General features: G+C 51.3%; 20 protein-coding genes. 8 read left to right on the top strand and 12 right to left on the bottom strand.

Going from position 1 to position 22,380, the window contains the following annotated elements; genetic code table 11:
• Positions 1–8: 8 nt before the first annotated feature.
• The 12 genes from ACM9J1_RS02420 to ACM9J1_RS02365 form a co-directional block, all read right to left on the bottom strand.
• The gene (locus ACM9J1_RS02420; protein ID WP_415580302.1) at positions 9–920 is read right to left on the bottom strand and encodes a fumarylacetoacetate hydrolase family protein; all 912 of its coding nucleotides are present in this window, start codon (positions 918–920) and stop codon (positions 9–11) included.
• A complete protein-coding gene (locus ACM9J1_RS02415; RefSeq protein ID WP_415580301.1) occupies positions 917–1,096 on the bottom strand; it encodes a hypothetical protein in 180 nt (59 codons plus the stop codon). Before ACM9J1_RS02415 ends, ACM9J1_RS02420 begins: the two co-directional genes overlap by 4 nt.
• Positions 1,097–1,103: 7 nt before the next feature.
• A complete protein-coding gene (locus tag ACM9J1_RS02410) occupies positions 1,104–2,204 on the bottom strand; it encodes a cupin domain-containing protein (protein WP_415580300.1) in 1,101 nt (366 codons plus the stop codon).
• Positions 2,205–2,810, bottom strand: a complete 606-nt coding sequence (locus tag ACM9J1_RS02405; RefSeq protein ID WP_415580299.1) for a T9SS type A sorting domain-containing protein — start codon at positions 2,808–2,810, stop codon at positions 2,205–2,207.
• A 60-nt stretch (positions 2,811–2,870) separates the two neighbouring features.
• Positions 2,871–4,604 (bottom strand): amidohydrolase family protein, encoded by a 1,734-nt coding sequence (locus ACM9J1_RS02400; RefSeq protein WP_415580298.1) that lies wholly within the window; start codon positions 4,602–4,604, stop codon positions 2,871–2,873.
• Between the two features lie 54 nt (positions 4,605–4,658).
• Positions 4,659–5,639: a carbon-nitrogen hydrolase family protein gene (locus ACM9J1_RS02395; protein ID WP_415580296.1), complete on the bottom strand. Its 981-nt coding sequence runs from the start codon at positions 5,637–5,639 to the stop codon at positions 4,659–4,661.
• A 17-nt stretch (positions 5,640–5,656) separates the two neighbouring features.
• Positions 5,657–6,088: an acyl-CoA thioesterase gene (locus ACM9J1_RS02390; RefSeq protein WP_415580295.1), complete on the bottom strand. Its 432-nt coding sequence runs from the start codon at positions 6,086–6,088 to the stop codon at positions 5,657–5,659.
• Between the two features lies 1 nt (position 6,089).
• A complete protein-coding gene (locus tag ACM9J1_RS02385) occupies positions 6,090–7,673 on the bottom strand; it encodes an FMN-binding glutamate synthase family protein (RefSeq protein WP_415580294.1) in 1,584 nt (527 codons plus the stop codon).
• Positions 7,670–9,283, bottom strand: coding sequence for an AMP-binding protein (locus ACM9J1_RS02380; RefSeq protein ID WP_415580293.1), 1,614 nt, complete (start codon positions 9,281–9,283; stop codon positions 7,670–7,672). The genes ACM9J1_RS02385 and ACM9J1_RS02380 overlap by 4 nt, the downstream gene beginning before the upstream one ends.
• A 1-nt stretch (position 9,284) precedes the next feature.
• Positions 9,285–10,181, bottom strand: a complete 897-nt coding sequence (locus ACM9J1_RS02375; RefSeq protein WP_415580292.1) for an alpha/beta fold hydrolase — start codon at positions 10,179–10,181, stop codon at positions 9,285–9,287.
• Positions 10,178–12,442, bottom strand: coding sequence for an oxidoreductase (locus tag ACM9J1_RS02370; RefSeq protein ID WP_415580291.1), 2,265 nt, complete (start codon positions 12,440–12,442; stop codon positions 10,178–10,180). The genes ACM9J1_RS02375 and ACM9J1_RS02370 overlap by 4 nt, the downstream gene beginning before the upstream one ends.
• Positions 12,443–12,593: 151 nt before the next feature.
• Positions 12,594–13,202, bottom strand: coding sequence for a flavin reductase family protein (locus tag ACM9J1_RS02365; RefSeq protein WP_415580289.1), 609 nt, complete (start codon positions 13,200–13,202; stop codon positions 12,594–12,596).
• A gap of 234 nt (positions 13,203–13,436) precedes the next feature.
• Here ACM9J1_RS02365 and ACM9J1_RS02360 point away from each other — a divergent pair, with 234 nt between their 5' ends.
• From ACM9J1_RS02360 to ACM9J1_RS02325, 8 genes are all read left to right on the top strand, one after another.
• Positions 13,437–13,853 carry an IS1/IS1595 family N-terminal zinc-binding domain-containing protein gene (locus ACM9J1_RS02360; RefSeq protein ID WP_415580287.1) on the top strand — a complete coding sequence of 139 codons (417 nt, stop codon included), beginning with the start codon at positions 13,437–13,439 and terminating at the stop codon, positions 13,851–13,853.
• 92 nt (positions 13,854–13,945) lie between these two features.
• The gene (locus ACM9J1_RS02355) at positions 13,946–15,325 is read left to right on the top strand and encodes a porin (RefSeq protein WP_415580286.1); all 1,380 of its coding nucleotides are present in this window, start codon (positions 13,946–13,948) and stop codon (positions 15,323–15,325) included.
• Between the two features lie 16 nt (positions 15,326–15,341).
• Positions 15,342–16,880: an MFS transporter gene (locus ACM9J1_RS02350; RefSeq protein WP_415580285.1), complete on the top strand. Its 1,539-nt coding sequence runs from the start codon at positions 15,342–15,344 to the stop codon at positions 16,878–16,880.
• A gap of 10 nt (positions 16,881–16,890) precedes the next feature.
• Positions 16,891–17,106 (top strand): DUF6814 family protein, encoded by a 216-nt coding sequence (locus ACM9J1_RS02345; RefSeq protein ID WP_415580284.1) that lies wholly within the window; start codon positions 16,891–16,893, stop codon positions 17,104–17,106.
• Between the two features lie 50 nt (positions 17,107–17,156).
• Complete coding sequence (locus ACM9J1_RS02340) at positions 17,157–17,351, top strand: hypothetical protein (RefSeq protein WP_415580283.1); 195 nt, start codon at positions 17,157–17,159, stop codon at positions 17,349–17,351.
• Positions 17,344–20,037: an ATP-binding protein gene (locus ACM9J1_RS02335; RefSeq protein ID WP_415580282.1), complete on the top strand. Its 2,694-nt coding sequence runs from the start codon at positions 17,344–17,346 to the stop codon at positions 20,035–20,037. The genes ACM9J1_RS02340 and ACM9J1_RS02335 overlap by 8 nt, the downstream gene beginning before the upstream one ends.
• Entirely contained in the window at positions 20,034–20,399 is a 366-nt protein-coding gene (locus tag ACM9J1_RS02330) for a response regulator transcription factor (protein WP_415580281.1), read from the top strand. The genes ACM9J1_RS02335 and ACM9J1_RS02330 overlap by 4 nt, the downstream gene beginning before the upstream one ends.
• Positions 20,400–20,409: 10 nt before the next feature.
• Positions 20,410–22,305 carry an AMP-binding protein gene (locus ACM9J1_RS02325; protein ID WP_415580280.1) on the top strand — a complete coding sequence of 632 codons (1,896 nt, stop codon included), beginning with the start codon at positions 20,410–20,412 and terminating at the stop codon, positions 22,303–22,305.
• Positions 22,306–22,380 lie beyond the last annotated feature (75 nt).

Here is a 22,380-nt window from a genome sequence, read left to right as displayed (position 1 = left end):
TCCAGCCGCTACTTCAGTTCCCGAACGGTATTTATGAGCGTCCCGATGCCTTCCACCGTAGCTTCCACGACATCGCCGTCCCACATCCATTCTTGCGGATTGCGTCCCGCGCCCACGCCGGCAGGTGTTCCGGTAGCAATGATATCGCCCGGCTCCAGGGTAAATACCGTGCTCAAATCTTCAATCAGGTCATTGATGTTAAATAACATGAATTTCGTATTCGAACGTTGCTTTTCCACGCCATTGAGCGTAAGCCACAAATTGAGGTTGTGCGGGTCTTCAATTTCATCCTTGGTCACCAAAACCGGACCCATCGGTGCAAAAGTGTCTTGTCCTTTAGACACAATCCATTGTCCGGCCCGCCGGCAATCGCGGGCAGAAATGTCGTTGATGACCGTATATCCGAAAACATAGTCGAGCGCGTCTTCTTTCTTGACGTACTTTCCTTTTTTACCGATGACCACGGCCAGCTCACACTCCCAATCCAGTTGCTGGGTAAGTTTGGGGTTCAGGACGATGTCGGTGTGCGTGCCCGTAACGGCTGTTGGCGGCTTCGAGAAAATCACCGGCTGTTGCGGCAATTCCTTCGACGTGTCCAGCGTGCGCGCGCTTTCGGCCACGTGCTCGGTATAATTCAAACCGATGCCGATGATATTCTTACGTGGTTTCGGGATAGGTGCCAGAATCACGGCTTCCTTCATCGGGATCGAGCAATCCGCGATGGTGTTTTCGTTTGCATCGGCCAGTGCTTTCTGTATCCGCGCTACTTCGTACGGTCCGGCATCGATCAATTCCAGCATCGTATCCGGAAAATCAATATTGTTCTTTTGGCCGAATCGCTCCAGATCTATAATGGTATCGTTGTTCAACACGCCCAATTTTTGTGCGCTTGATTGGTATTGGTAAGTGAGTAATTTCATTTATTTTTCTTTGACAATAATTTGATGACAGCAATCCCGACCACGCCCGAGAAGAAAACGATGCAAGCGTAACCTATGATTACACGGAACATATCGGGTTTGTTGACCAACGATGCGCCCAGAAATATAAAAAGTATGGCGATGGCAATGCCCGTCAGCGGTTTAAGGTTGTTCATTTGGAGATTATTGATGGCCATTGTTTTCAGTATATTCCCTGGACTGGTACAATCCCAATCCTTCGATCACCGGCAAATCGTTGAAATTGAATAAGCATGCATCTTCGGTCTCCGAAGCGTTGTGGTGTTCATGCCATGCCCAAGACGGCACGCAGAAAATATCACGCTCTTTCCAGTCGAAACGCTGCCCGTTGATGATCGAGTAGCCATTTCCTTTGGCGCATTGATACACGAATGAACCGGTATGTCTGTGGGCTTTCCCTTTGAATCCGGCCGGGAGCAACTGCATGGCGGCGCCCATGGTCTGCATGACGTGGCCGCCGGTAAGCGGGTTAGAATAACGCATCAATATGCCGTCAAAAGGCGATACTTCATTCACTTTTGCCGCTTCCAAGAGCGCCGGATAAACCAACTTCCAAGAGTATTTGAACAACGGCGAATAGGGTTTGTCCCAGACCAGATCAGCCGGAATCACACCCGAGCCGTGAAATGACATCGGGGAGAAGTTCAGTGGTTTCACCAACGGCTGCTTGCCGTCGTATACCGCATAATCATTGGCTTCCAGCGCATTCACCAACGGAATGTCCAGTCCATCTTGCCAGATGCAGGTTTGGCCGCCTTCTTCTACGCCGTGCTCATGCCAGGTAGAATTCGGGGTAATCACGAAATCATTCACTTCCAGCATGATCTTGTTGCCGTCCACTACGGTATAGCCGCGGTCGCCTTCCATGATGAAGCGTAGGGCAGAAGCCTTGTGGCGGTGCGCCGAGGTGCTTTCGCCAGGCCGTGTTACTTGTATTCCGGTATACAACCAGCCCACGGCTGCCGATACGTCTCGGCGTTTGTCGTTCACGAGATATACCACGCGCCGGCCGGCTTGCTCCGGTGTCACCAGTTCAGACGACTTTATCACTAGTTCACGCAAGTCGTCATACCGCCACAGCATCGGGACCGAACTTGCCCGCGGTTCCCAAGGTTCGATATCATTGGCAACGGTCCAGAGCGCGCCGGCTCCAAGCGCTTCGAGTTCTTTGTAGTAAGCCTCCAATTCCGGTGTATCCGTTACGCGTGCACGACCCATCACGTCGTCTGAATATTTCGCTTCCATTTAGTTTTTGATGATTTTTTGGTTGAGTGTCTGTTCATCGATTTTTCCCGAGACGATGTACACGCCGCTGGTGAGCGGGCTTAAATCAATGGCTGACGATGCGTTTGTTTGCATGACCAATCGCCCCAGCTGGTCATAGACATACAGCGGTCCGTCGGTAACGGTATCGAGAAAAAGCGCTCCAGTGGTTGGGTTCGGATACAAGCCCAACGATTTTGTTAAATCAAGGTCTTTCGTGGCCAAAACGTTGTGGGTAGCCGATCCGCCCGAAGAAAAATAGTCACATACTTCGGTGGACGATGAATTGTATACCGTGATGTTGACTGTATAATCGCCGGATTGTGTGACCGGAATGAAAAAGTCGTTGTCAAAGGTCAATACAGGCAGCAGCATATTGAAATAATAGCATACAGAAAGGTCAATAGTGTTCCCGTTGATCGTATAGGTGTGGCTCAAGTAACCCGCACCGTTGAATGAAATGGTCTTGACATTTACGTTCACGCCTCCGGTAACGGCCGTCGCGCTCGACTCGGTGATTTGGATGGTTTGCCCGGCGGCGGCAGCCGACAACAAAGCAAATGCGAACAAAAAGAATAGTTTTCTCATGACTTTCCGGTTTTAGCGGCGAAATTCAAATTTACGATTTTATCCGGTGGGAGATTTCCCTCAGGGCAAAAAATACACTTTCTTGATTTTACCGTTCTCGACGTGATAGATGGCCACACCGTCAATACTGCCGCTGCCAAAAGTCACGTGTTCATTGTCGATGACAATATTCCCCCGCACAATCCTTCCTTTAAGCTCGCAATGCAGGTTGGGTGTTTTGAGGAACATGTCCGCATAGATTTTCCGCATCGTTTCTTTCCCCTTAAAGTCGAGCTTTTCCGGAAAAGTGTATACTTCCACATCGTCGGCATAGGTATCCAGAAAAGCCTCAATGTTCCTGAAATTGTAAGCGTTGAGCTGTCTTTGCACCAACTGTTCGGGTGTCTCTACAAGCAATTTTTCAGGCTGAAGGACAACGCCGTTATGGATGACCTTGTTGATTTTCGTCACGTTTTCAATATTCGCCGAAGGATCGGCATCGAGTAAAACCAGATCAGCCTTTTTTCCTTTTGCAATGCTGCCCAAGGATTGCTGTTTGCCGAGTACTTTCGCGCCGCCAAGTGTCGATGCTTCCAAGATTTGCCAATTCGACAGTCCGGCTTCGCGCATCCTCAGGATTTCGTCCAGATAAGATGAGGCATGCAGTGTCCCGATATTGCCGGCATCGGTTCCGGTGGCGATGGTCACGCCGCCGTCGGCCAGCTTTTTCAGGTTTTTCATGCATATGCTGTTGGCCTCCAGCACGCGTTTCAACTGTTTGTCGCTTACGGTGTACTTCCGGTACGCGTTGACCAATGCTGTGTCGGCCAAGTGTTTTAGGTCAAGCAACGAACCCATTTGGTGCGGGTCGGCCATGCGTAAATCATGGTTGGAGATGTTGAGTTTCTGCCCGAACGTGTCTTCGTAACCGTCCGAAACCACGAGTGTAGGACAAAGGACAACCTTCTTCTTTTTAAGGAGTTGCACGAAACTATCCGGTATCAGTTGGTCTTCTACGCTGTGCACCAGATAGTCGCAACCGCTTTCGGCCGACAGCGTCGCGGTGAAAAGTTCGGTGGCATGCACCGCTACTTTAATGTTGTTCTTGTGCGATTCGTCGATGATGGCCTGCACCACCGGAAGGTATTTCCGTGCCGTGGCTTCCATGTCTTTTCCTTCACCGTTGGCGATGTACCAGATCTTGATGAAGTCTGGCTTGTGGGCAAGTTGCTCCCGAACCATCTTTCTGGCGTCGTCGGGTGTTTGTACAAGATGGAACGGTGCATCGTCGCCCAAATCTTTGTACACTTCCGGCAAATAAGTCGTCAGCAAAGGGCCAGACATGAGGACGGTTGCCGCTTGGGTTTGTCCGGCCAGTTCCTGTTTGTGTTTGAGGAAATGATAGGTTGCGCCCGGATCGATTACGGTGGTGATGCCGTTGGCCAGATACCGCCGCAACGCCGGAGTAAAATTGTCGTGGGACGACTTGATTTCCTTGTCATATGGCATTAGGTAGCGCAAATCGATGGCATCCGGCCGCGCGTACAGCCCGCCGTTCTGGAAAAAGTGGACGTGCGCGTCGGTCATGCCCGGCATCAGGAATTTGCCACTTCCGTCAATGACGGTAGCGCCGACCGGAATGGGCACTTTACCTGATTTCACGTCGGTGATTACAGTTCCGTTGATAACAACTGTTTTACCGGGCAGCATCCGGTGTTTTTCTACGTCGGCCAACGTGACGTCGGTGATGTAGGTTTGCGAAAAACCGGTGATCGCCCAAAACCCGGCAAAAACCGAAACAAGGCTATTTTTCATGACTATTTATTTTTGCGCCCGGAGGAAGGTAAAGACACTTCTGGATTCGCGGTGTTATTTTTTATTGAATTCGTCGTGATTGTCGATAAACGTAATCTTCCGCGTCGGCGCTGTATTCACACGCAAATCGAAAATGTCGAACCGGTTGTAATGACCCAAGATGTCGTGCATTTGCTTGGGCTGGATGCATTTCTCCAAATCGATATCGGCGTACGCGATGCCTTCCACATCGATCAGCGGTTCGCCGATAACGGCACCGTTCGGCCCGATGAAGCCTGAGAACGCCGCGCTTTTCCGGGTCAGCAATTCCTCGGCATTCGGGACGTCTGTTTTCATCGCGTCCATGATTTCGGGTGAAACGGTAGAACAAGATACGATCGTAAAGAGCTTTCCCTCAAAGGAATGGGCCGCCGCGCGGATTTTTATCGCTTCGGCCATATTGTAATCGGGAGGTGCCACCGGGAGCGAAATGTAATTCGCGATGTGGATGAGTTCACCCTGTGACAACAAGGTGAATCGCGCCAAAGTATTCGTGTTTTCGCCACAAGCAAGTGTTCCAATCGGCCCGATTTCGGTGTCATAGACTTTTAAAGACGAACCGTCGCCTGACGTCCAGGTAAGTTTTTCGGCCCAGGTCGGCACGAGTTTGCGGTGTTTCCCGATGAGCGTTCCGTTGTTGTCAATAATCAGGTTCGTGTTGTAAATCTCCCCATAACTGCTGCCGCGTTCATTGATCCCGATGACGATGTGGATGTCGTGCTTTTTGGCAGCCTGCAGCAACCTGTCGATTTCGGGCGACGGCACGGCCACGGACGCTTTGTACAACTTCTCATACCACGCGCTGCCTTGTACGGGTGTCATGATCCAGTTCCAATACGGGTAACCGGCCACGAAAACTTCCGGGAAGGCGATGAGTTTCGCACCATTTCCAGCGGCTTCCGCGACAAACGAAATCGCTTTATCGATGGTTTTATCGATGTCGAGGAATACGGGCGCGGTTTGTACGGTGGCGGCTTTGAATTTCTTAAACTCCATAGTTAGTGAGTTGTGGATTATGAGTTGTGAATGGTGAACTGGGAAATCCTGTCTCGCATTTCGTCCGAAAATGGATCGGCCTTGATGCCATCGGTGGCTTTGTCTATCGCGACGTTCACCAGCGTGACTTCGCCTTCAAGACAAGTCGTGCCATCGGCATGCGAAAACCGGAACCCGCAGGTCACCGATGCGCCACCGACGCCTATTACCCAAAGGGATTTGTCCAGCACGTCGCCGATACGCGCCGCCTTTTTGAATTGCACTTTCAGGTCTACCGTCGGGATGCCTTGCCCGGTCTGGTGCATTTTTGAAAACGGACGGTCGAGCGCCTGCGCGAACCAGTCTTCCACCAAATCATTGAGCATTTCCAGGAAACGCGGGTAAAAGACAATGCCCGCAAAATCGACGTGTTTGAAGCGTATCAGTTCTGGTTTGTTGAATGTCTGCATATTAAAAACTTTCGGCCGAAGCCTTTTTCCAATCGTAATATAGGTAATCCGGAACGGTTTCAGGCTGCAGCAAACAACCCGTTTTGGGTTCCGGGAACAGTTCCGCAAAAGTCCTGATGCGGGTTTTGTCGATGCGCATCGATACGACATCACGGCCCACTTTGTCCGGGTGGTCAATCCCTGCCGAAGCCATGAGTTCCATGGCCGCGTGTACGGTTTGGTGCTGGAAACGTGCCACGCGGATGCTTTTCTGCTCGGGCACCAAGCCTTTCACCAAATGCGGATCTTGCGTAGCCACACCGGTCGGGCACGTATTGGCATGGCATTCCAGCGCTTGGATGCAACCCAGTGCGAACATCATCCCGCGTGCGGAGTTGCACAAATCGGCGCCCATAGACAGCGCGCGTACGATATCGAAACCAGACACGACTTTCCCGCTGGCGATGATCTTGATTTCGTCCTTCAACCCAAACCCGACCAGCGCGTCGTATACAAAAGCCAATGCATCGCGCAAAGGCATGCCCACATGGTCTGAATACTCCTGTGGCGCCGCGCCGGTTCCGCCTTCGCCGCCATCGACGGTAATAAAATCAAGGTAAGTGTTGGTTTCCACCATTGCTTTACAAATCGACAGGAATTCAGATTTGTTGCCTACGCAGAGTTTCATCCCGACAGGTTTTCCGCCTGAACCTTCGCGCAATATCTTTACGAAATCCATCAGTTCCAACGGCGTCTTGAAGGCCGAATGCCTTGGTGGTGAAATAATGTCGTGTCCTTTTGTGACCAAGCGGATGGCCGCGATTTCGTCGGTGACTTTTTCTTTCGGAAGAATACCGCCGTGCCCCGGTTTCGCGCCTTGAGAGAATTTAATCTCGATCATCTTTACGTTGTCGAGTTGCGCGCGTTTTTCATAATGCTCACGGGAGAAATTCCCGTATTCATCGCGACAGCTGAAGTAGCCCGTACCGATGTTCCAGACCACGTCGCCGCCTTCCTGCAAATGGTACGGAGACAATCCGCCTTCACCCGTGTTGTGGTAAAAGCCGCCTTGTTTCGCGCCGGCGTTCAAGGCCAAAACGGCATTCTTGCTCAGCGATCCGTAGCTCATCGCACTGATGTTCAGCAAACTCGCCATATACGGTTTTGTGCATTGCGACGACCCGATGCGCACTTTGGGATTCTGATCGATTTCGCCGAACGGCACGGCCTTGATGCTGTGGTTGACCCATTGGTAGCCTTCGTCATACACGTCGAGCTGCGTCCCGAAGGGTAACATTTCATTTTCTTTCTTGCTGCGCTGGTAAACTAGGCTTCGCTGCAACCGGCTGAAGGGTTTCCCCTCGGTGTTGTTCTCGATGAAATACTGCCTGATTTCCGGGCCAAAACCTTCCAGCAAGTATCGCATGCGGCCCAATAGCGGAAAATTGCGTTTGATGGCTTGTTTGGACTGGAACATGTCGTATAAACCCATGACGATCAGCGGCAGAAAGAACACCAGCAAAAACACGAACTTCCAATTGATGTACGTCAAGATTGCCGTGAGCAGCAACAGCCCGATGATGAACCAGATGAAGGCTTTTCTCATGACTGGGATTGTTTTAACTTAAACCGCTGAATTTTTCCCGTTTCCGTTTTAGGAAGCGTCTCGGTAAATTTAATGATTCTCGGGTATTTATACGGTGCCGCGTTTTCCTTGAACCAATCCTGGATTTCCTTTGAAAAATCATCACTGGCTTTGGCCATATCCTTTAGCACAATGTGCGCGCAAACCAACATCCCGCGTTCCTCGTCCGGCATTCCAACTACCGCACATTCGGCTACATCAGGATGGAGTAGGAGTACGCTTTCCACTTCAGTCGCGCCGATGTTGTAACCCGAGGAAATGATCATGTCGTCGCCGCGGGCCACGAACCAAAAGTAGCCGTCTTCATCTTTCCTGAAAATGTCGCCGGTGATGTTCCAGCCGTTTTCGACGTATTCCTGTTGTTTTTCGGGACGCGCCAAATATTTACACCCCGTGATACCGCGCACCGCCAATCTTCCGGGTTCGTTTGCGGGCAATTCGTTTCCGTCGGGGCCGATGATTTTCGCTTCATAGCCATAGACGGGCAATCCGGTAGCGCCAGGTTTCATGTTGCCTTCGTGCGAGGAAATGAAAATGTGCAGGATTTCGGTGGAGCCGATGCCGTCGATTATTTTAAGACCCGTGGCATCATACCAATCCTGCCACACTTTGAGCGGCAATGTTTCGCCGGCCGACACGCATTTGCGCAAAGATGAAATGTCGTAATCCTTGACTTTGGTCGTGATGACACGCCATGCGGTAGGCGCCGTAAAACAAATCGTAATCTTGAAATCCTGAATGGCTTGCAACAGCAATTCGGGCGTTGGCTTTTCGATGAGAAACGTCGATGCGCCATAATAAAAAGGAAACAACACCAAACCGCCGAGGCCAAAGGTGAATCCGAGCGGCGGGCTGCCTGTGAATACATCATCTGGCATGGGTTGCAGCGAATATTTCGGGAACGCTTCGCATATCAGTAAAATATCGCGATGGAAATGCGAGGTCATTTTCGGCAAACCGGTCGTGCCGGACGTAAACCCGATCAGGCAGATGGTTTCGGCCGTCGAGCCAAAATTGTCGAAGCTTTTAGGTTTCGATGCCATCGCGGCTTCCAATGATTGCGTGCTTTTGGCTTCGCCGTCAAATGTCATGACTTGTTTCAGGAAAGGTGATTTGACTTGACGCATTTCATCTTCCAAACGATAGTCGCACAAAGCATGTGAGATTTCCGCGCAGTCACACATCGTCGTCAATTCTTTTTCCCGCAGCAGCGGCATCGTGGCCACAACCACGCCGCCTGCCTTTATGACGGCAAACCAGCACGCCACCATCATCGGGTTATTGGCTGATCTAATCAACACTCGATTACCCGGAACCAAACCCATATTGTCAACCAATACATGGGCAATCTGGTTGGCTTTCTCAAACAAATCGCGGAATGTCCAGTTTTGGTCAAACGTCCTGATGGCGATGCGTTGGCCGTTTCCTTGGGCGATGTGTTGGTCGAGCAGACGGTACACGCAATTCAGGTCGTCGGGAAATTCAAAACCCGTATGTCCGAAAATATAATCGGGCTGCAGGTGTTTCGGCGGCAGGTTGTCGTGGGCAAAATTGTCTGGATATTGAACCATGTCAAACAGATTTTAAGAATTGGTCGATGGCGGAAAAATAAGCAGTCGGTGCATCGAGCCAGCCGTAGTGGCCGCAATCGTCGAGCAGCACCAATTTAGATTTTTTGAAAGCCCGATGGATTTTTTCGGCGGTTTTCACCTCGAGCACATCATTTTTTCCTTGTAGCACGAGTACCGGTTTATTGAAATATGCAAGGCCACCGGCGCAGTCAAAATGAATGGCTTCGAGGTTTTCCCAGACGATGCGGTTGATGTCCAGGTTGGTCTGGGCAAGTCGCTGTGCAATGTTTTCGGCAAATTCTTTACGGTATACATATGCAGGCGCCATGGCACGGCCACGCCCGATCCTTACGGTATGACTATGGTCTCCGGCGGACAGTTTCCTGTTCCAGTATTGCAGCGAATCGCGCTGGGCTGCGGTCAGCAGGCTATTCATCCGGGTATTTACATAGTCGCGAAGGCCGAGGTCGATGCCGCCCGAGGACGAAAAAATCAAGCCGGCAATTTGTTCCGGGTGTTTGGTGGCATAATACGCCGCGAGCATACCACCGAACGAATGCCCCAGCACAACCCATTGTCCGATGCCGAGATGTTTCCTGAGATTTTCAATGTCATTTACCATCAAGTCCATCGAAATCGCCGAGTGATTGATAGGCTTGACGGTCGATTTCCCAGTGCCACGCTGGTCATAAATGATGGTTTGGTTGTTCTTGGAAAGCGCCTGCGCCAAGCCAACGAAACCATCTGAATCTAGCCCCGGGCCGCCGTTAATGATCAAAACGGGCTGGCCGCTCCCGAAGATGCGGTAGTGAAGTTTCGCGCCGTCACTGTCAATCGTGCCTTCGGTTTGCGCAAAAACCAATGGGGACAACAGCAATATGAACAGCAATTTTTTCAAGATTTCTTGTGGCTTTCCGGTTTCAACGCTTTCTTCATGTGTTCCTTTTCGCGACGTTCGGCGCCTTTCATTTGATAGAATGGCGTTACGCCCGATTGGTATTGTGGTGCGACATCCGATACCGGGAATTGCTCATAGGCCTGGGCATGGCGAACAAAAGCCGGATCGAGCAGTAGCGGTCGGCCCAACGCCACGATATCCGCGCGGCCGTTCAATATGATGGTGTTGATCTGATCGATGTCGGTAATTGAACCCGCGGTCATCGTCGGGATGTGCACGGTGTTGCGAACGGCATCGGCAAAAGGCGTCTGCCACATACGGCCATACTGAGGCTGCTCATGCGCGACAGTGTAACCAGTGGAAACGCTAATGATGTCGGCACCTGCTTTCTTAAAGGCATCGGCGATGAAGAACACTTCGTTCTCGGTAATGCCGCCCTCGGCCCAGTCTGATGCGGAAATGCGCACCGAAATCGGTTTCAACGCAGGGAATATCTTTCGTACTTCTGAAAATACACGAATCGGAAATTTCAGTCGGTTCTGGATGCTGCCACCGTAACCGTCGTTGCGTCTGTTGGTGAGCGGCGAAAGGAACGACGCCAGCAGGAATCCGTGATGCGCCTGCAATTCGAGCATGTCAAAACCGGCTTCATCGGCGTTTTTGGCGGCAGCCACGAATTGCGAGACGACTTTGTCCATGTCTTGGTCGGTCATCATCTCGGGCATTTGGTGTTTGTCGCTGAACGGGATGGCTGAAGCCGCAATAGGCGAGAGCGGCGTCCTGACCTCGCTTTTGCGTCCGGCATGGCCAAGTTGTACGCAGATTTTGCTGCTGCTGTTCTGGTGGGTAAAATCGGTGACGCGTTTCCATGCCGCGATTTGTTCGGGCGTCGCGATCATGGGGCAACCATCCGTTATTTTGCCGGTTTCTGATACCGCGGCCGGTTCGGTGATGATGAGCCCAACACCGCCCAACGCGCGGCTGCCGTAATGCACGAGATGCCAATCGTTGACAATCCCATTTTTTGCCGATTGCTGTTCCATGGGTGCCATCGCGATCCGGTTGTGCAAAGTCACGCCGCGAAGCCTGAGCGATGTAAAGGCCGCCGGTGTTTTAGAATTCGCATTGATGGTTAAATTGAATCCAGCTAGAACCTTGTCTGTAAAAGACTTGTCTCGTATCGATAAATTTTCAAACGTGACTTTTTTGGCGCGTGTCATTACCCCGAAAGCGAACTGCATGAACGGATGCTGTACGTGCCGGTCCATGTGTTCGAACCAGTCGAGCGATACGTTTGCGGCATGCTGGATGGTTTCCACGCGGCCACGACGGGTTTGGTTGTACTGTTCGAAAGCCGCTTCCACGTTATCCTGATTGGCGATAACCGCATCAGACAAGCCGATGGCGCAATCCATGGCGAGTTTGGTGCCGGAGCCGATGGAGTAGTGCGCCGAAGCCTTGGCGTCGCCCAGCAGGACGATGTTGCCGTGGTGCCATTTGTCATTAGTGATATAAGGAAATTGCCGCCAGTGCGAACGGTTGGAAATGAGCGGATGTCCGGCGAGTTCCGCGGCGAAAAGTTCCGAGAGTTTCGCGATCGTGTCTTCCTCATTCTGGGTTTCGAAACCGGCGCGTTCCCAAGTCTCGGGTGCGCATTCGAAAATCCAGGTGCTCATGCCTTCTTCGTATTGGTAGGTGTGCGCGACAAATGTTCCGTACGGCGTGGTGCGGAAGAAATACGCAAAGGCATCGAGCGGCCTTGTCGAGCCGAGCCAGACGAACTTGTTGCGTTTCATCTCGATATGCGTCCCGAATTCAGTGGCGAATTGTTCGCGGATGCCGCTGTTGATGCCGTCGCAGGCCACGATGATGTCTGAATCCGTGAATTGCGAAAGGTCGTCGGCATTGTGCTCGAAATGCAGGTTGACGCCTTCTTCGCGGCAGCGCTGCTGGAGCAATTGCAACAGCGTTTTCCGGGAGCAGCCGCAAAAGCCGTTGCCGGTGATGCGTACCGATTCGCCGTTGCGCACGACATCCAGGTCATCCCAATAGGCGAAACGGCTCCGGATAAGTTCGTAAGAACGTGGGTCACGGTTGAGGAATTCGCTCAGGGTTTCGTCCGAAAACACGACGCCGAACCCGAACGCGTCGTCGGGTTTGTTGCGTTCGTACACATCGATCTGGCAATCTGGGATCGCTTTCTTGGTCAGGATGGAAAAGTAAAGGCCACCCGGACCGCCGCCAATAACAGTAATTTTCATCAGGTTGGGGTGCAACAGGGATAGCAGCGGAAATCCTTTTGGGTTGCGCGAAGCGAAATGCCTCTAGGTTCAGTGCGATTACTGGCGCAAGCCGAAAGATTGAAGCGGATAGCCCGGTGCCGTTTGCGAAAACGGCAGTTGCCATAAAAAATTAAACGTTCCTTTTTATTGAGAACACCTCGCCGATCTTGGTATAGTTGGAGCCCGCCATACGCGCTACCGGTCGATACGTGTCCATATTAATCTTGTAATTATCCAGCAAAACCGACTCGTCGAAATGGAACATCACAATGCGCCCGACCATCAGCACGGCACCGCCAAACTGATGCCCTTCCAGCGCATAATGGTGCACGAGTTCACATTCAAATTGTATCGGGCTTTCCTTGACGCGCGGCGGTTTGACCAGTACCGACGGCACTTGCGTTAACCCTGCGATGTCAAATTCGTTGACTTCCGGCGCCACGACATTGGCTGTTTCATTCATCTGGACAACGGTTTCCTCGGTGACCATATTGACCACGAACTGCTTCGTTTCCAAGACGTTGTTGAGCGTATCCTTGTTTTGGTTGCCCGTACGCACGGTCGAAAACATCACGTGCGGCGGATCGTCTCCTATCGCGTTAAAGAAAGAAAAAGGCGCGAGATTGACCAGGCCGCTGGCCGAGACCGAGGAAATCCATCCGATGGGACGCGGAATCACGGCACCCGAAAGCAATTTATAGATAGCCGATTGCTCCAGTTCGGTAGGGTTAAATTGCATTGGTCTGTTGTTTCTACAAATAAAGTGAAATTCTCAAAAAATGCCATTGCGACGGTGGAAGAAATTGCAGACCATTCTCAAAAATCACCATTGTACGTAGAAATCAAAAAATACTGGTGTTTACGCAGTATTTCACGGATTATCCAAAGAAATCCCTATTAAAATGCTGAAATAGTGACGAATGTCACAAGACGGAAGTTGCTAAGTTGAGATATTTACGCAAAATTAATATACATGATCCCTACATGTCCTAAATGCCGCAATGAAAATATTGTAAAAAGCGGCGTGGTTAAAGGCCGTCAGCGGTATTTGTGCAAGCGTTGCCAGTATCATTTCTCGGTCAACAAGCTCGGAAAGAAAATCGATAATTATTACGTGACCAAAGCCTTGCAGCTCTATTTGGAAGGAATGAGCTTACGCGAGATCGAGCGTATTCTCGGGGTATCGCACGTTACGGTGAGCAGCTGGGTAAAGACCTACAAAGTGAAGCGTCCGGAGAACGCCGATTATCACCCGACGTATAAAATTTATAACCATGCCGAGCTCGTAGAATACCTGGCCGACAAAAGCCACATGACGGGCACAGGCATGATTATCACAGAGTTGGGAGACAAGTTCATGCTCATCAAGTGGGAGCGTTTCCGTCAGTAGATAACTATACCATTTTACAAAAATATAGATGGAAATTTTTTTCAGGGCGATGAAACAGGAATTTGGCCGTAGAAACCAAACACTGAATCCCTATGAAAAAAATGAAAATCACCTTGCTGCTTCTGCTGTCCTGTTGGTATGGCATGGGGCAGGGCTCGACCGACTACGGTCCGGGCATGAAATTTAACCTTAATGAAGACGGCAGCAAGTACATGCGCATCTTGGCCTGGAACCAAATCTGGATGCGGTCCACGCAGCTCAATCCGGGCACGATGGTAGGCGACGAGAGCGCTTCGACCACGACCGACATCGGCAACCGCAGGCTCAGGATGCTGACGTATTTCCAACTTTCAAAACGCTTTATGATCGTGACGCATTTCGGGATAAACAACCAGGTGTTCGACACCGGCGGCGCATCTGGCTCGGCCAACACCGGCGGATACGGCGTGGGCAAGAAGCCGGGACTGTTCTTTCATGATGCCTGGAATGAATATGCCGTAATCCTGCCCACGGAAAAGCAGAAGTTTAGTTTGTCTTTGGGCGGCGGCTTGCATTATTACATGGGCTTGTCGCGCGAGACGATGGCTTCCACACTGAACTTCCTCACCATCGACGCGCCCATCTTCAACTGGCCGCTGATTGATAACTCAGATCAATTCGGCCGTCAAATGGGTATCTTCGCCAAAGGCAAGTACGGCAAATTCGAATACCGCTTGAGTTTCAACAAACCTTTCGCCACCAACTTGACACCAACGGACGTTACTTCGGAAGACGCGGCCGTAGCCGTAGACAACAACGGCAATACGAAATGGTCTAAGGCAGGTTATTTTGAATACCAGTTCCTAGATAGCGAATCCAATTTACTGCCGTACAAAGTCGGAACGTATCTCGGCTCGAAGAAAGTATTCAACATTGGCGCGGGTTTTTACACGAATGCCGATGCCACGCGCTCGTCGGTCAACGGCAATGTCAGGAAGCACGACATCAATTTACTGGCTGCCGATGTGTTCGCCGACCTTCCGGTAGGCAAGAAGGAAAACAAGATGGCCGTGACGGCGTACAGCGTTTTTTACCACTATGACTTCGGCCCAAATTATTTGCGTAATATTGGAATCATGAATCCTGGCGTGGCCGACGCAAGTTTCACCGGAGACCGCGCATTGGCCGGTGCCGGAAATACGCAGGCCGCCATCGGGACCGGAACCATCTGGTACACGCAGGCCGGTTTCCTCTTGCCGTGCAAAGCCGAAAAGCCAAAGGTTCGCGTGCAGCCATTCGGGGCGTTCACGTACAAGAATTTCGAGGCGCTGGACAAGGCTTCGACACAGTATGACCTCGGTGCGAATTTCCTGCTCGAAGGACATCACGCCAAGATCACCGCACAGTATTCGGCACGTCCAGTTTATACGGCAGCCGATGAGATAGGCGGCATGAAAGGAGATATTATCCTGCAATTGCAGATTTACCTATAAACCAAAACAAAATATTATGAGCAAAAAATCAACTAAAGGGATCTGGAAAGTGATTTCGGCCTCGTCGGTCGGGACACTTATCGAATGGTATGATTTCTATATCTTCGGCAGTTTGGCCGTCGTGATTTCAACCAAATTTTTTCCGGCTGACAACCCAACGGCCGCATTCCTCTCGACTTTGGCCACTTTCGCGGCAGGCTTCGTGGTCCGTCCGTTCGGCGCATTGTTCTTCGGACGTTTGGGCGACTTGATCGGCCGCAAATACACCTTCATGGTCACGCTGTTATTGATGGGCGGCGCGACGTTCCTGATTGGTTGTATCCCGAGTTATGAAACGATTGGCTTTATGGCGCCGTTACTGGTCTTGATCCTGCGCTTGCTGCAAGGTTTGGCCCTGGGCGGCGAATATGGCGGCGCGGCAACCTATGTGGCCGAACATGCCCCGAAAGGCGAGAAAGGGTATTGGACATCCTGGATCCAGACCACAGCCACGGCCGGTCTGTTCGTGTCGCTGATGGTCATCTTGGCTACCAAAACCTTGTTGTCAAAAGAAGCATTTGATGAATGGGGTTGGCGCGTACCGTTCTGGGTATCGATCCTGATGGTCATGGTGTCTTACATCATCCGCAAGAACATGCACGAATCGCCGGTGTTCGCCAAGGCCAAGGCCGAAGGAAAAACCTCGGTCAACCCGCTCAAGGAAAGTTTCGGCAACAAATACAACCTCAAATTCGTCCTGCTCGCGCTGTTCGGCGCCACCATGGGCCAGGGCGTGGTTTGGTATACCGGCCAGTTCTACGCGATGAACTTCATGAAAACCGTCATGAATGTTGAATCGTCGCAGGTCGATACACTTTTGGGTATCGCGCTGTTGTGCGGCACGCCATTCTTCGTAGTCTTCGGCTGGTTGAGCGATAAAATGGGCCGAAAAAGCATCATGATGGCGGGCATGCTGTTGGCCATCGTCCTGTACAGACCGATTTATAAAGCGATGTACAATGCCACAGACGTCTCTGTAAAAACCGAATTGGTGGATCAGACCAAACTCGTTGCCTCTGTGAAGGACATCGATGCGACGAAAAAAGACTCCATCTATACCACCACGAAGATGTACGCCGATGGTACCGCTTTCGAGGAAGTGAAAACCGTCCATATGGAAAACGGAGTACGCCTCAAGGCCGACGACGGAAAGGATAAAGTCGACACCAAAGTCACCAAGACCATCAACAGCTCAGACAAATGGATGCTGATTTTCCTGGTGTTCGTCCAAGTGATTTTCGTGACGATGGTGTACGGACCGATTGCGGCATTCCTGGTGGAAATGTTCCCGGTCAAAATCCGATACACATCGATGTCATTGCCGTACCACGTGGGCAACGGCATCTTCGGCGGTTTGCTGCCGGCCATTTCAACTTATTTCGTGACCACGGCCAAAGACGCCGGCGACCCGGAATTCTATCTCGAAGGCTTGTGGTACCCGATCATCATCGCGGGTGTCTGTTTCGTTATCGGGATGATTTACATCGACAAGAAAATCAATACTATTCACGACTAATCTCATTATCATGAATGCACTCAAAAGAATTTTAGGAAGCGTCTGGATCGTAATGGCGGTGCTCACGGCGTACTATTGCATCGATATTTTCGGCCCGAAACTGACTTCGGGCAAACAAGACGACTTGGTGTTCGGTATCATCATCTTTTTCGTGTTAATGCCGCTGGTATGCCTTGGCCTGGCCGTGTTCGGGTTTTACGCCCTGCGCGACGAATACAAAGATTGACAAACGTATAACCTGTAAAGAAAGCTCCGCTACGGCGGAGCCTTTTTGCCATGAAGAAGCGACATATCCAAAAACTGATGCTCATCAGCGTGATCTTAGTGATGGCGCTCAACATGCCATTGATATTGCTATTCAATTCGGCCGGTAGCGTCCTCGGTATTCCGGCCATATTGTTTTACGTGTTTTCAGTTTGGGGAATGTCGGCCATTGTTTCATTGATCATAATCAAGCGATACGGTGAGTAATCTGGGTTTATTGTCGATTTTGCTGGTGTATCTGGCCTTGCAGTTCTTCGTGGCGCAATGGGCGGAGCGCAAGCGCAACTCCAAGTGGACGAACAACCCGTACGTGTATTCGTTGTCTTTGGCGGTGTATTGCACGGCCTGGACGTACTACGGAAGCATCGGGCTGGCGGCTCGATCAGGATTGAATTACATCCCGATTTATTTGGGTCCGGTGATCATTTTCCCGGCCTGGATTTACGTGATGAAAAAAATCATCCGGATTTCGCGGGTCAATAAAATGGCGAGTATTGCCGATTTCATTTCGCTCCGTTATGGCAACAGCCGTTTGCTCGGCGCTTTGGTGACGGTGATCGCACTCTTGGCGATTTTGCCCTACATCGGGTTGCAGCTCAAGGCAATTTCCGAGACATTCCACGTGGTGACCGGCACCGAGAATTCAGACAACATCCTGCTTGATTCGTCTTCTTATGTGGCATTCATCTTGGCGTTATTCGCTTCTTATTACGGCACACGTTACGTGGATGCATCCGAAAAACGAAAAGGCATCGTCACCGCCGTGGCGCTGGAATCCGTCATCAAGCTGGTGTTTTTCCTGATCGTGGGCATTTATATCACGTTCTTTGTCTTCAATGGTTTCGATGACATTTACCGGCAAGCGTCAAAACTTCCTGGTTTCGTGGAGAAAAATACCATCAACGGCCTGGAAGGCGGCATGAATTGGTTCATGCTATGCGTGTTGTCGTTCCTCGCGATATTCGTCTTGCCGCGGCAATTCCACATGTCCATCGTCGAGAACAGCCGCGAACGCCATGTACGCACCGCCATTTGGTTGTTTCCGCTGTATTTGCTCTTGTTTAACTTGTTTGTTTACCCAATTGCTTGGGGCGGCAACATCATGTTCGACGGGCAAAACACGAATGCCGATTTATATTCGCTGCTCATTCCCCAGAGTCTCGGCAACAAGTTCATGACCGTGCTCGTGTTTTTGGGCGGATTCTCGGCTGCGATTTCCATGATCGTCGTCTCGTCGATTGCGTTGTCCATCATGCTCGGGAATAACTTGCTTATTCCGTACGGGTTGCTGGGGTCGTTACAGGCCGATTCCCGTGAACGCAACAACCGCCGCATCGTACGCATCAGACGCATCGGGATTTTCTCCATGATTATCTTGGCTTATGTATATTACCGATACTTCATCGCTGACTTCTCGCTCGTATCAGTCGGGATGATTTCCTTTGCCGTCGTGGCGCAACTCGGGCCGTCGTTCTTCGGGGCGATGTTTTACAAACGCGGCTCATTCAAAGGCGCGCTTTGGGGTATTCTGTCGGGTCTGGCCGTCTGCATCTATACCTTGTTATTGCCGACTTTCCTCGAAGGGTTTGACCCGAAAAGCACTTTTGTGGAAAATGGGCCGTTCGGGGTTGAACTATTGAGACCTTTCCAGTTGTTCGGGTTAAACTACCTTGAACCGGTACCGCACGCGCTGTTCTGGAGTTTGTTGGTGAATACACTGGTTTTTCTGGTGGTTTCGGTCAGTTTCAAGGGCAATTATCGCGAGCGCAATTATGCCGAGATGTATGTCGATATCGACCGTTACATCAACAACCACGAGAATGCGTTCGTCTGGAAAGGCACGGCTTACATCGCCGACATCGAGAAGGTGCTGCGCCGCTTTTTGGGCGAGGAAAAAACCGCGCGCGCCATGGACATCTTCAAACGCAAATACAACATCGGGAAAGACGTGACCAACGCCGATGCCAGGCTGATCAAGTTTGCCGAAAACCTGCTCACGGGTTCCATCGGGACGGCATCGGCCAAAATCCTGATCGAGGGCGTCACCAAGGAAGACAAAATCAGCCTGCCGGAAGTATTGCGCATGCTCGAAGAATCGCAGGGCACGATCATGACCAACAAAAAGCTCGAGGAAACCTCCAGGGAATTGCGTGAAATCTCACAGCAACTGCAGGACGCGAATGCGGCGCTGGTCCATAAAGACAAGCAAAAAGACGAATTCCTCGACACGGTGACCCACGAATTGCGCACCCCGATTACGGCCATCCGCGCGGCCACCGAAATCCTGCAGGACGACGACGAAATCCCGGAAGCGCTGCGCAAACAGTTCCTGGACAATATCATTTCGGAATCAGATCGGCTCGGACGGCTCATCGACAAAATCCTCGATCTGGAAAAATTCGAAAGCGGGCGGCAAACCCTGCATCTGGAAGAAGCGAATCTTTGCGAAACCATCAACAAAGCCGCGCAGCCGCTGCAACAATTGATGGCCAACAAAGACATCCGTTTTACATTCGAGGGCAAAAATACCGGGGTCGATTGCTATTATGACCAGGAACGCATCATCCAAGTCCTGACGAATCTGTTCTCGAACGCCATCAAGTTCTGCAAGGAAAAAGACGGCGAGATCAAGGTTACGGTAACCGGAAACGATGAATCGGTACTGGTGCGCGTGTACAACAACGGGCGCAACATCAATGAGGAAGACACCGAGGCGATATTCGATAAATTTTACCAATCTGGACAGCAAAACATCCGCAAACCGGTGGGAAGCGGGCTTGGACTGGCCATTTCGCGCCAAATCATCGAGGCGCACCAAGGCCGTATCTGGGTAGAAAACCATCCGGACAACGGCGTGTCGTTCCTGTTCAGTTTACCAAACCATACGATATGAAAAAGATTTTGATTGTTGACGACGAACCGAACATTGTCATGGCGCTGGAATACACCTTCCGCAAGAACAATTTCGAGGTTTTCATTGCCCGTGACGGACAGGAAGCGCTCGACATCCTGGAGCAACAAACACCCGATTTGATCATCCTGGACATCATGATGCCACACGTGGACGGTTACGCCACGGTAACGCAAATCAAGCAAAACCCGAAGCTGGGGCGGTGCAAGATTTTATTCCTGTCGGCCAAGAGCAAGGAAGCCGAAATCGAGAAAGGACTACAGCTCGGCGCCGACGCCTATATGACCAAACCATTTTCCATCAAAAAACTACTGGAGCAGGCCGATGCTTTGCTCGAACCTTAACGACAACATCATGAATTACGAATCATTTTACAAATACAGTCTCGAGCAGCCGGAAGATTTCTGGCGTGAGCAGGCATCGCGCATCGATTGGTACGAAAAGCCACAGGTCGTATTGGGAAAAGACGAAAACGGCTATCCGCTTTGGTTCCCGGACGGTACGCTCAATATGTGCTACCTGACCATAGACAAACACATCGCCGACGGCCATGGCAACGACATCGCCCTGATTTACGACTCGCCGGTGACACAAACCGTAAAGAAATATACCTTTAATGAAGTCAAGACCGAAGTGGCCAAACTCGCCGGTGGCTTGCAGGCGCTCGGTTTCGGGAAAGGCGACACGGCGATTATCTATATGCCGATGATTCCGCAGACGGCGTTTGCGATGCTGGCCTGTGCGCGGATCGGCGTGATCCATTCGGTGGTTTTTGGCGGATTTGCGCCGCACGAACTGGCCGTACGCATCGACGATTGCAAGCCAAAAGTGATCATTACGGCGTCGTCCGGAATAGAGATCGACAGGTTAATCGCGTACAAACCGCTGGTGGATGAAGCTATCGAAGTCGCGGAATATAAACCGGAGAAAGTCATCGTCCTGAACCGAAAACTGGGCGCGCGTGTGCCGTTCAAGAAATACGATGTGGATTATGGTGCATTGGTATATGGCTCCGAAGAGGCAGACTGTGTGCCGGTGGAAAGCCATCATCCGTTGTACATTTTATACACATCAGGCACGACCGGGAAACCCAAAGGTATCGTTCGCGACACCGGCGGGTATGCCACGGCGTTGTTGTTCTCGATGAAATACATTTACGATTCGGCACCGGGCGAGACGTTCTGGGCGGCTTCGGATATGGGCTGGGCGGTAGGCCACAGCTACATTTTGTACGGGCCATTGTTGAACCGGAACAGCACGGTCATTTTTGAAGGAAAACCGGTGCGTACGCCGGATGCGAGTACGTTCTGGCGCGTCATCGCAGACCATAAAGTCCGGGTCATGTTCACCGCGCCCACGGCCATCCGCGCTATCAAGAAAGAAGATCCAGACGGACTGCTCATCAAGAATTACGACTTGACTTGTCTGAAATACCAATTCCTCGCCGGTGAACGTTGCGACGTCCCAACGCTGGAATGGTACCGAAGCCATATTCCGGTTCCGGTCATCGACCATTGGTGGCAAACAGAATCCGGCTGGCCGATGCTCGCCAACCAGATGGGCTTGGAACCGTTGCCGATCAAGCCCGGTTCTGCGACCAAACCCGTGTGCGGTTACGACATCAGGATTTTTAACGAAGCAGGGCAGGAGTTACCGGCGGGCGAAGAAGGTTTGGTCGTGATCAAATTGCCGTTGCCGCCTGGGAATATGCTCGGGCTTTGGGAGAATGAGGCCAGATTCAAGGCCGGTTATTTCAGTAAATTCGAAGGTTATTATCTGGCCGGCGACGGCGGTTACAAAGACACCGACGGCTATTGCTACATCACCGGACGTGTGGACGATGTGATCAACGTAGCCGGGCACAGGCTTTCTACCGCCGACATGGAAGAAGCGGTTTCCACACACCATCACGTGGCAGAATGTGCCGTAGTAGGCATCAACGACGAATTGAAAGGGCAAGTGCCGTTCGGGTTTGTCGTACTTAAGGCAGGCGATGACAGCCCGCCATTTAAAATCGAACACGAAATCGTGCAATTGGTGCGTGAACAGATTGGTGCCGTGGCTTCGCTGCGTAGCATTGTCGTCGTGCAGCGGCTTCCGAAGACGCGTTCGGGTAAAATCCTGCGCAAATTGCTCCGTGCCATTGTAGATGGCGAAACCTTCGCCTTGCCATCGACGATAGACGACGAAGCCATCATCGGCGAAATCCAGCATGCTTTGGCCAAATACCGCCGCGAACAAGTGTCGTGAGCTATACCAAATCAGCAAGAATACACCGAAACGAGCCGCAAGCTTTAGTATATTTACATTTTAAACCCTACCGGA

It is taken from the genome of Flavobacterium longum (genome assembly GCF_965137575.1).
GTDB classification, from domain to species: domain Bacteria; phylum Bacteroidota; class Bacteroidia; order Flavobacteriales; family Flavobacteriaceae; genus Flavobacterium; species Flavobacterium longum.
Note: the sequence above shows the minus strand (reverse complement) of the source record. Positions and strands in the feature narration are given on the sequence as shown.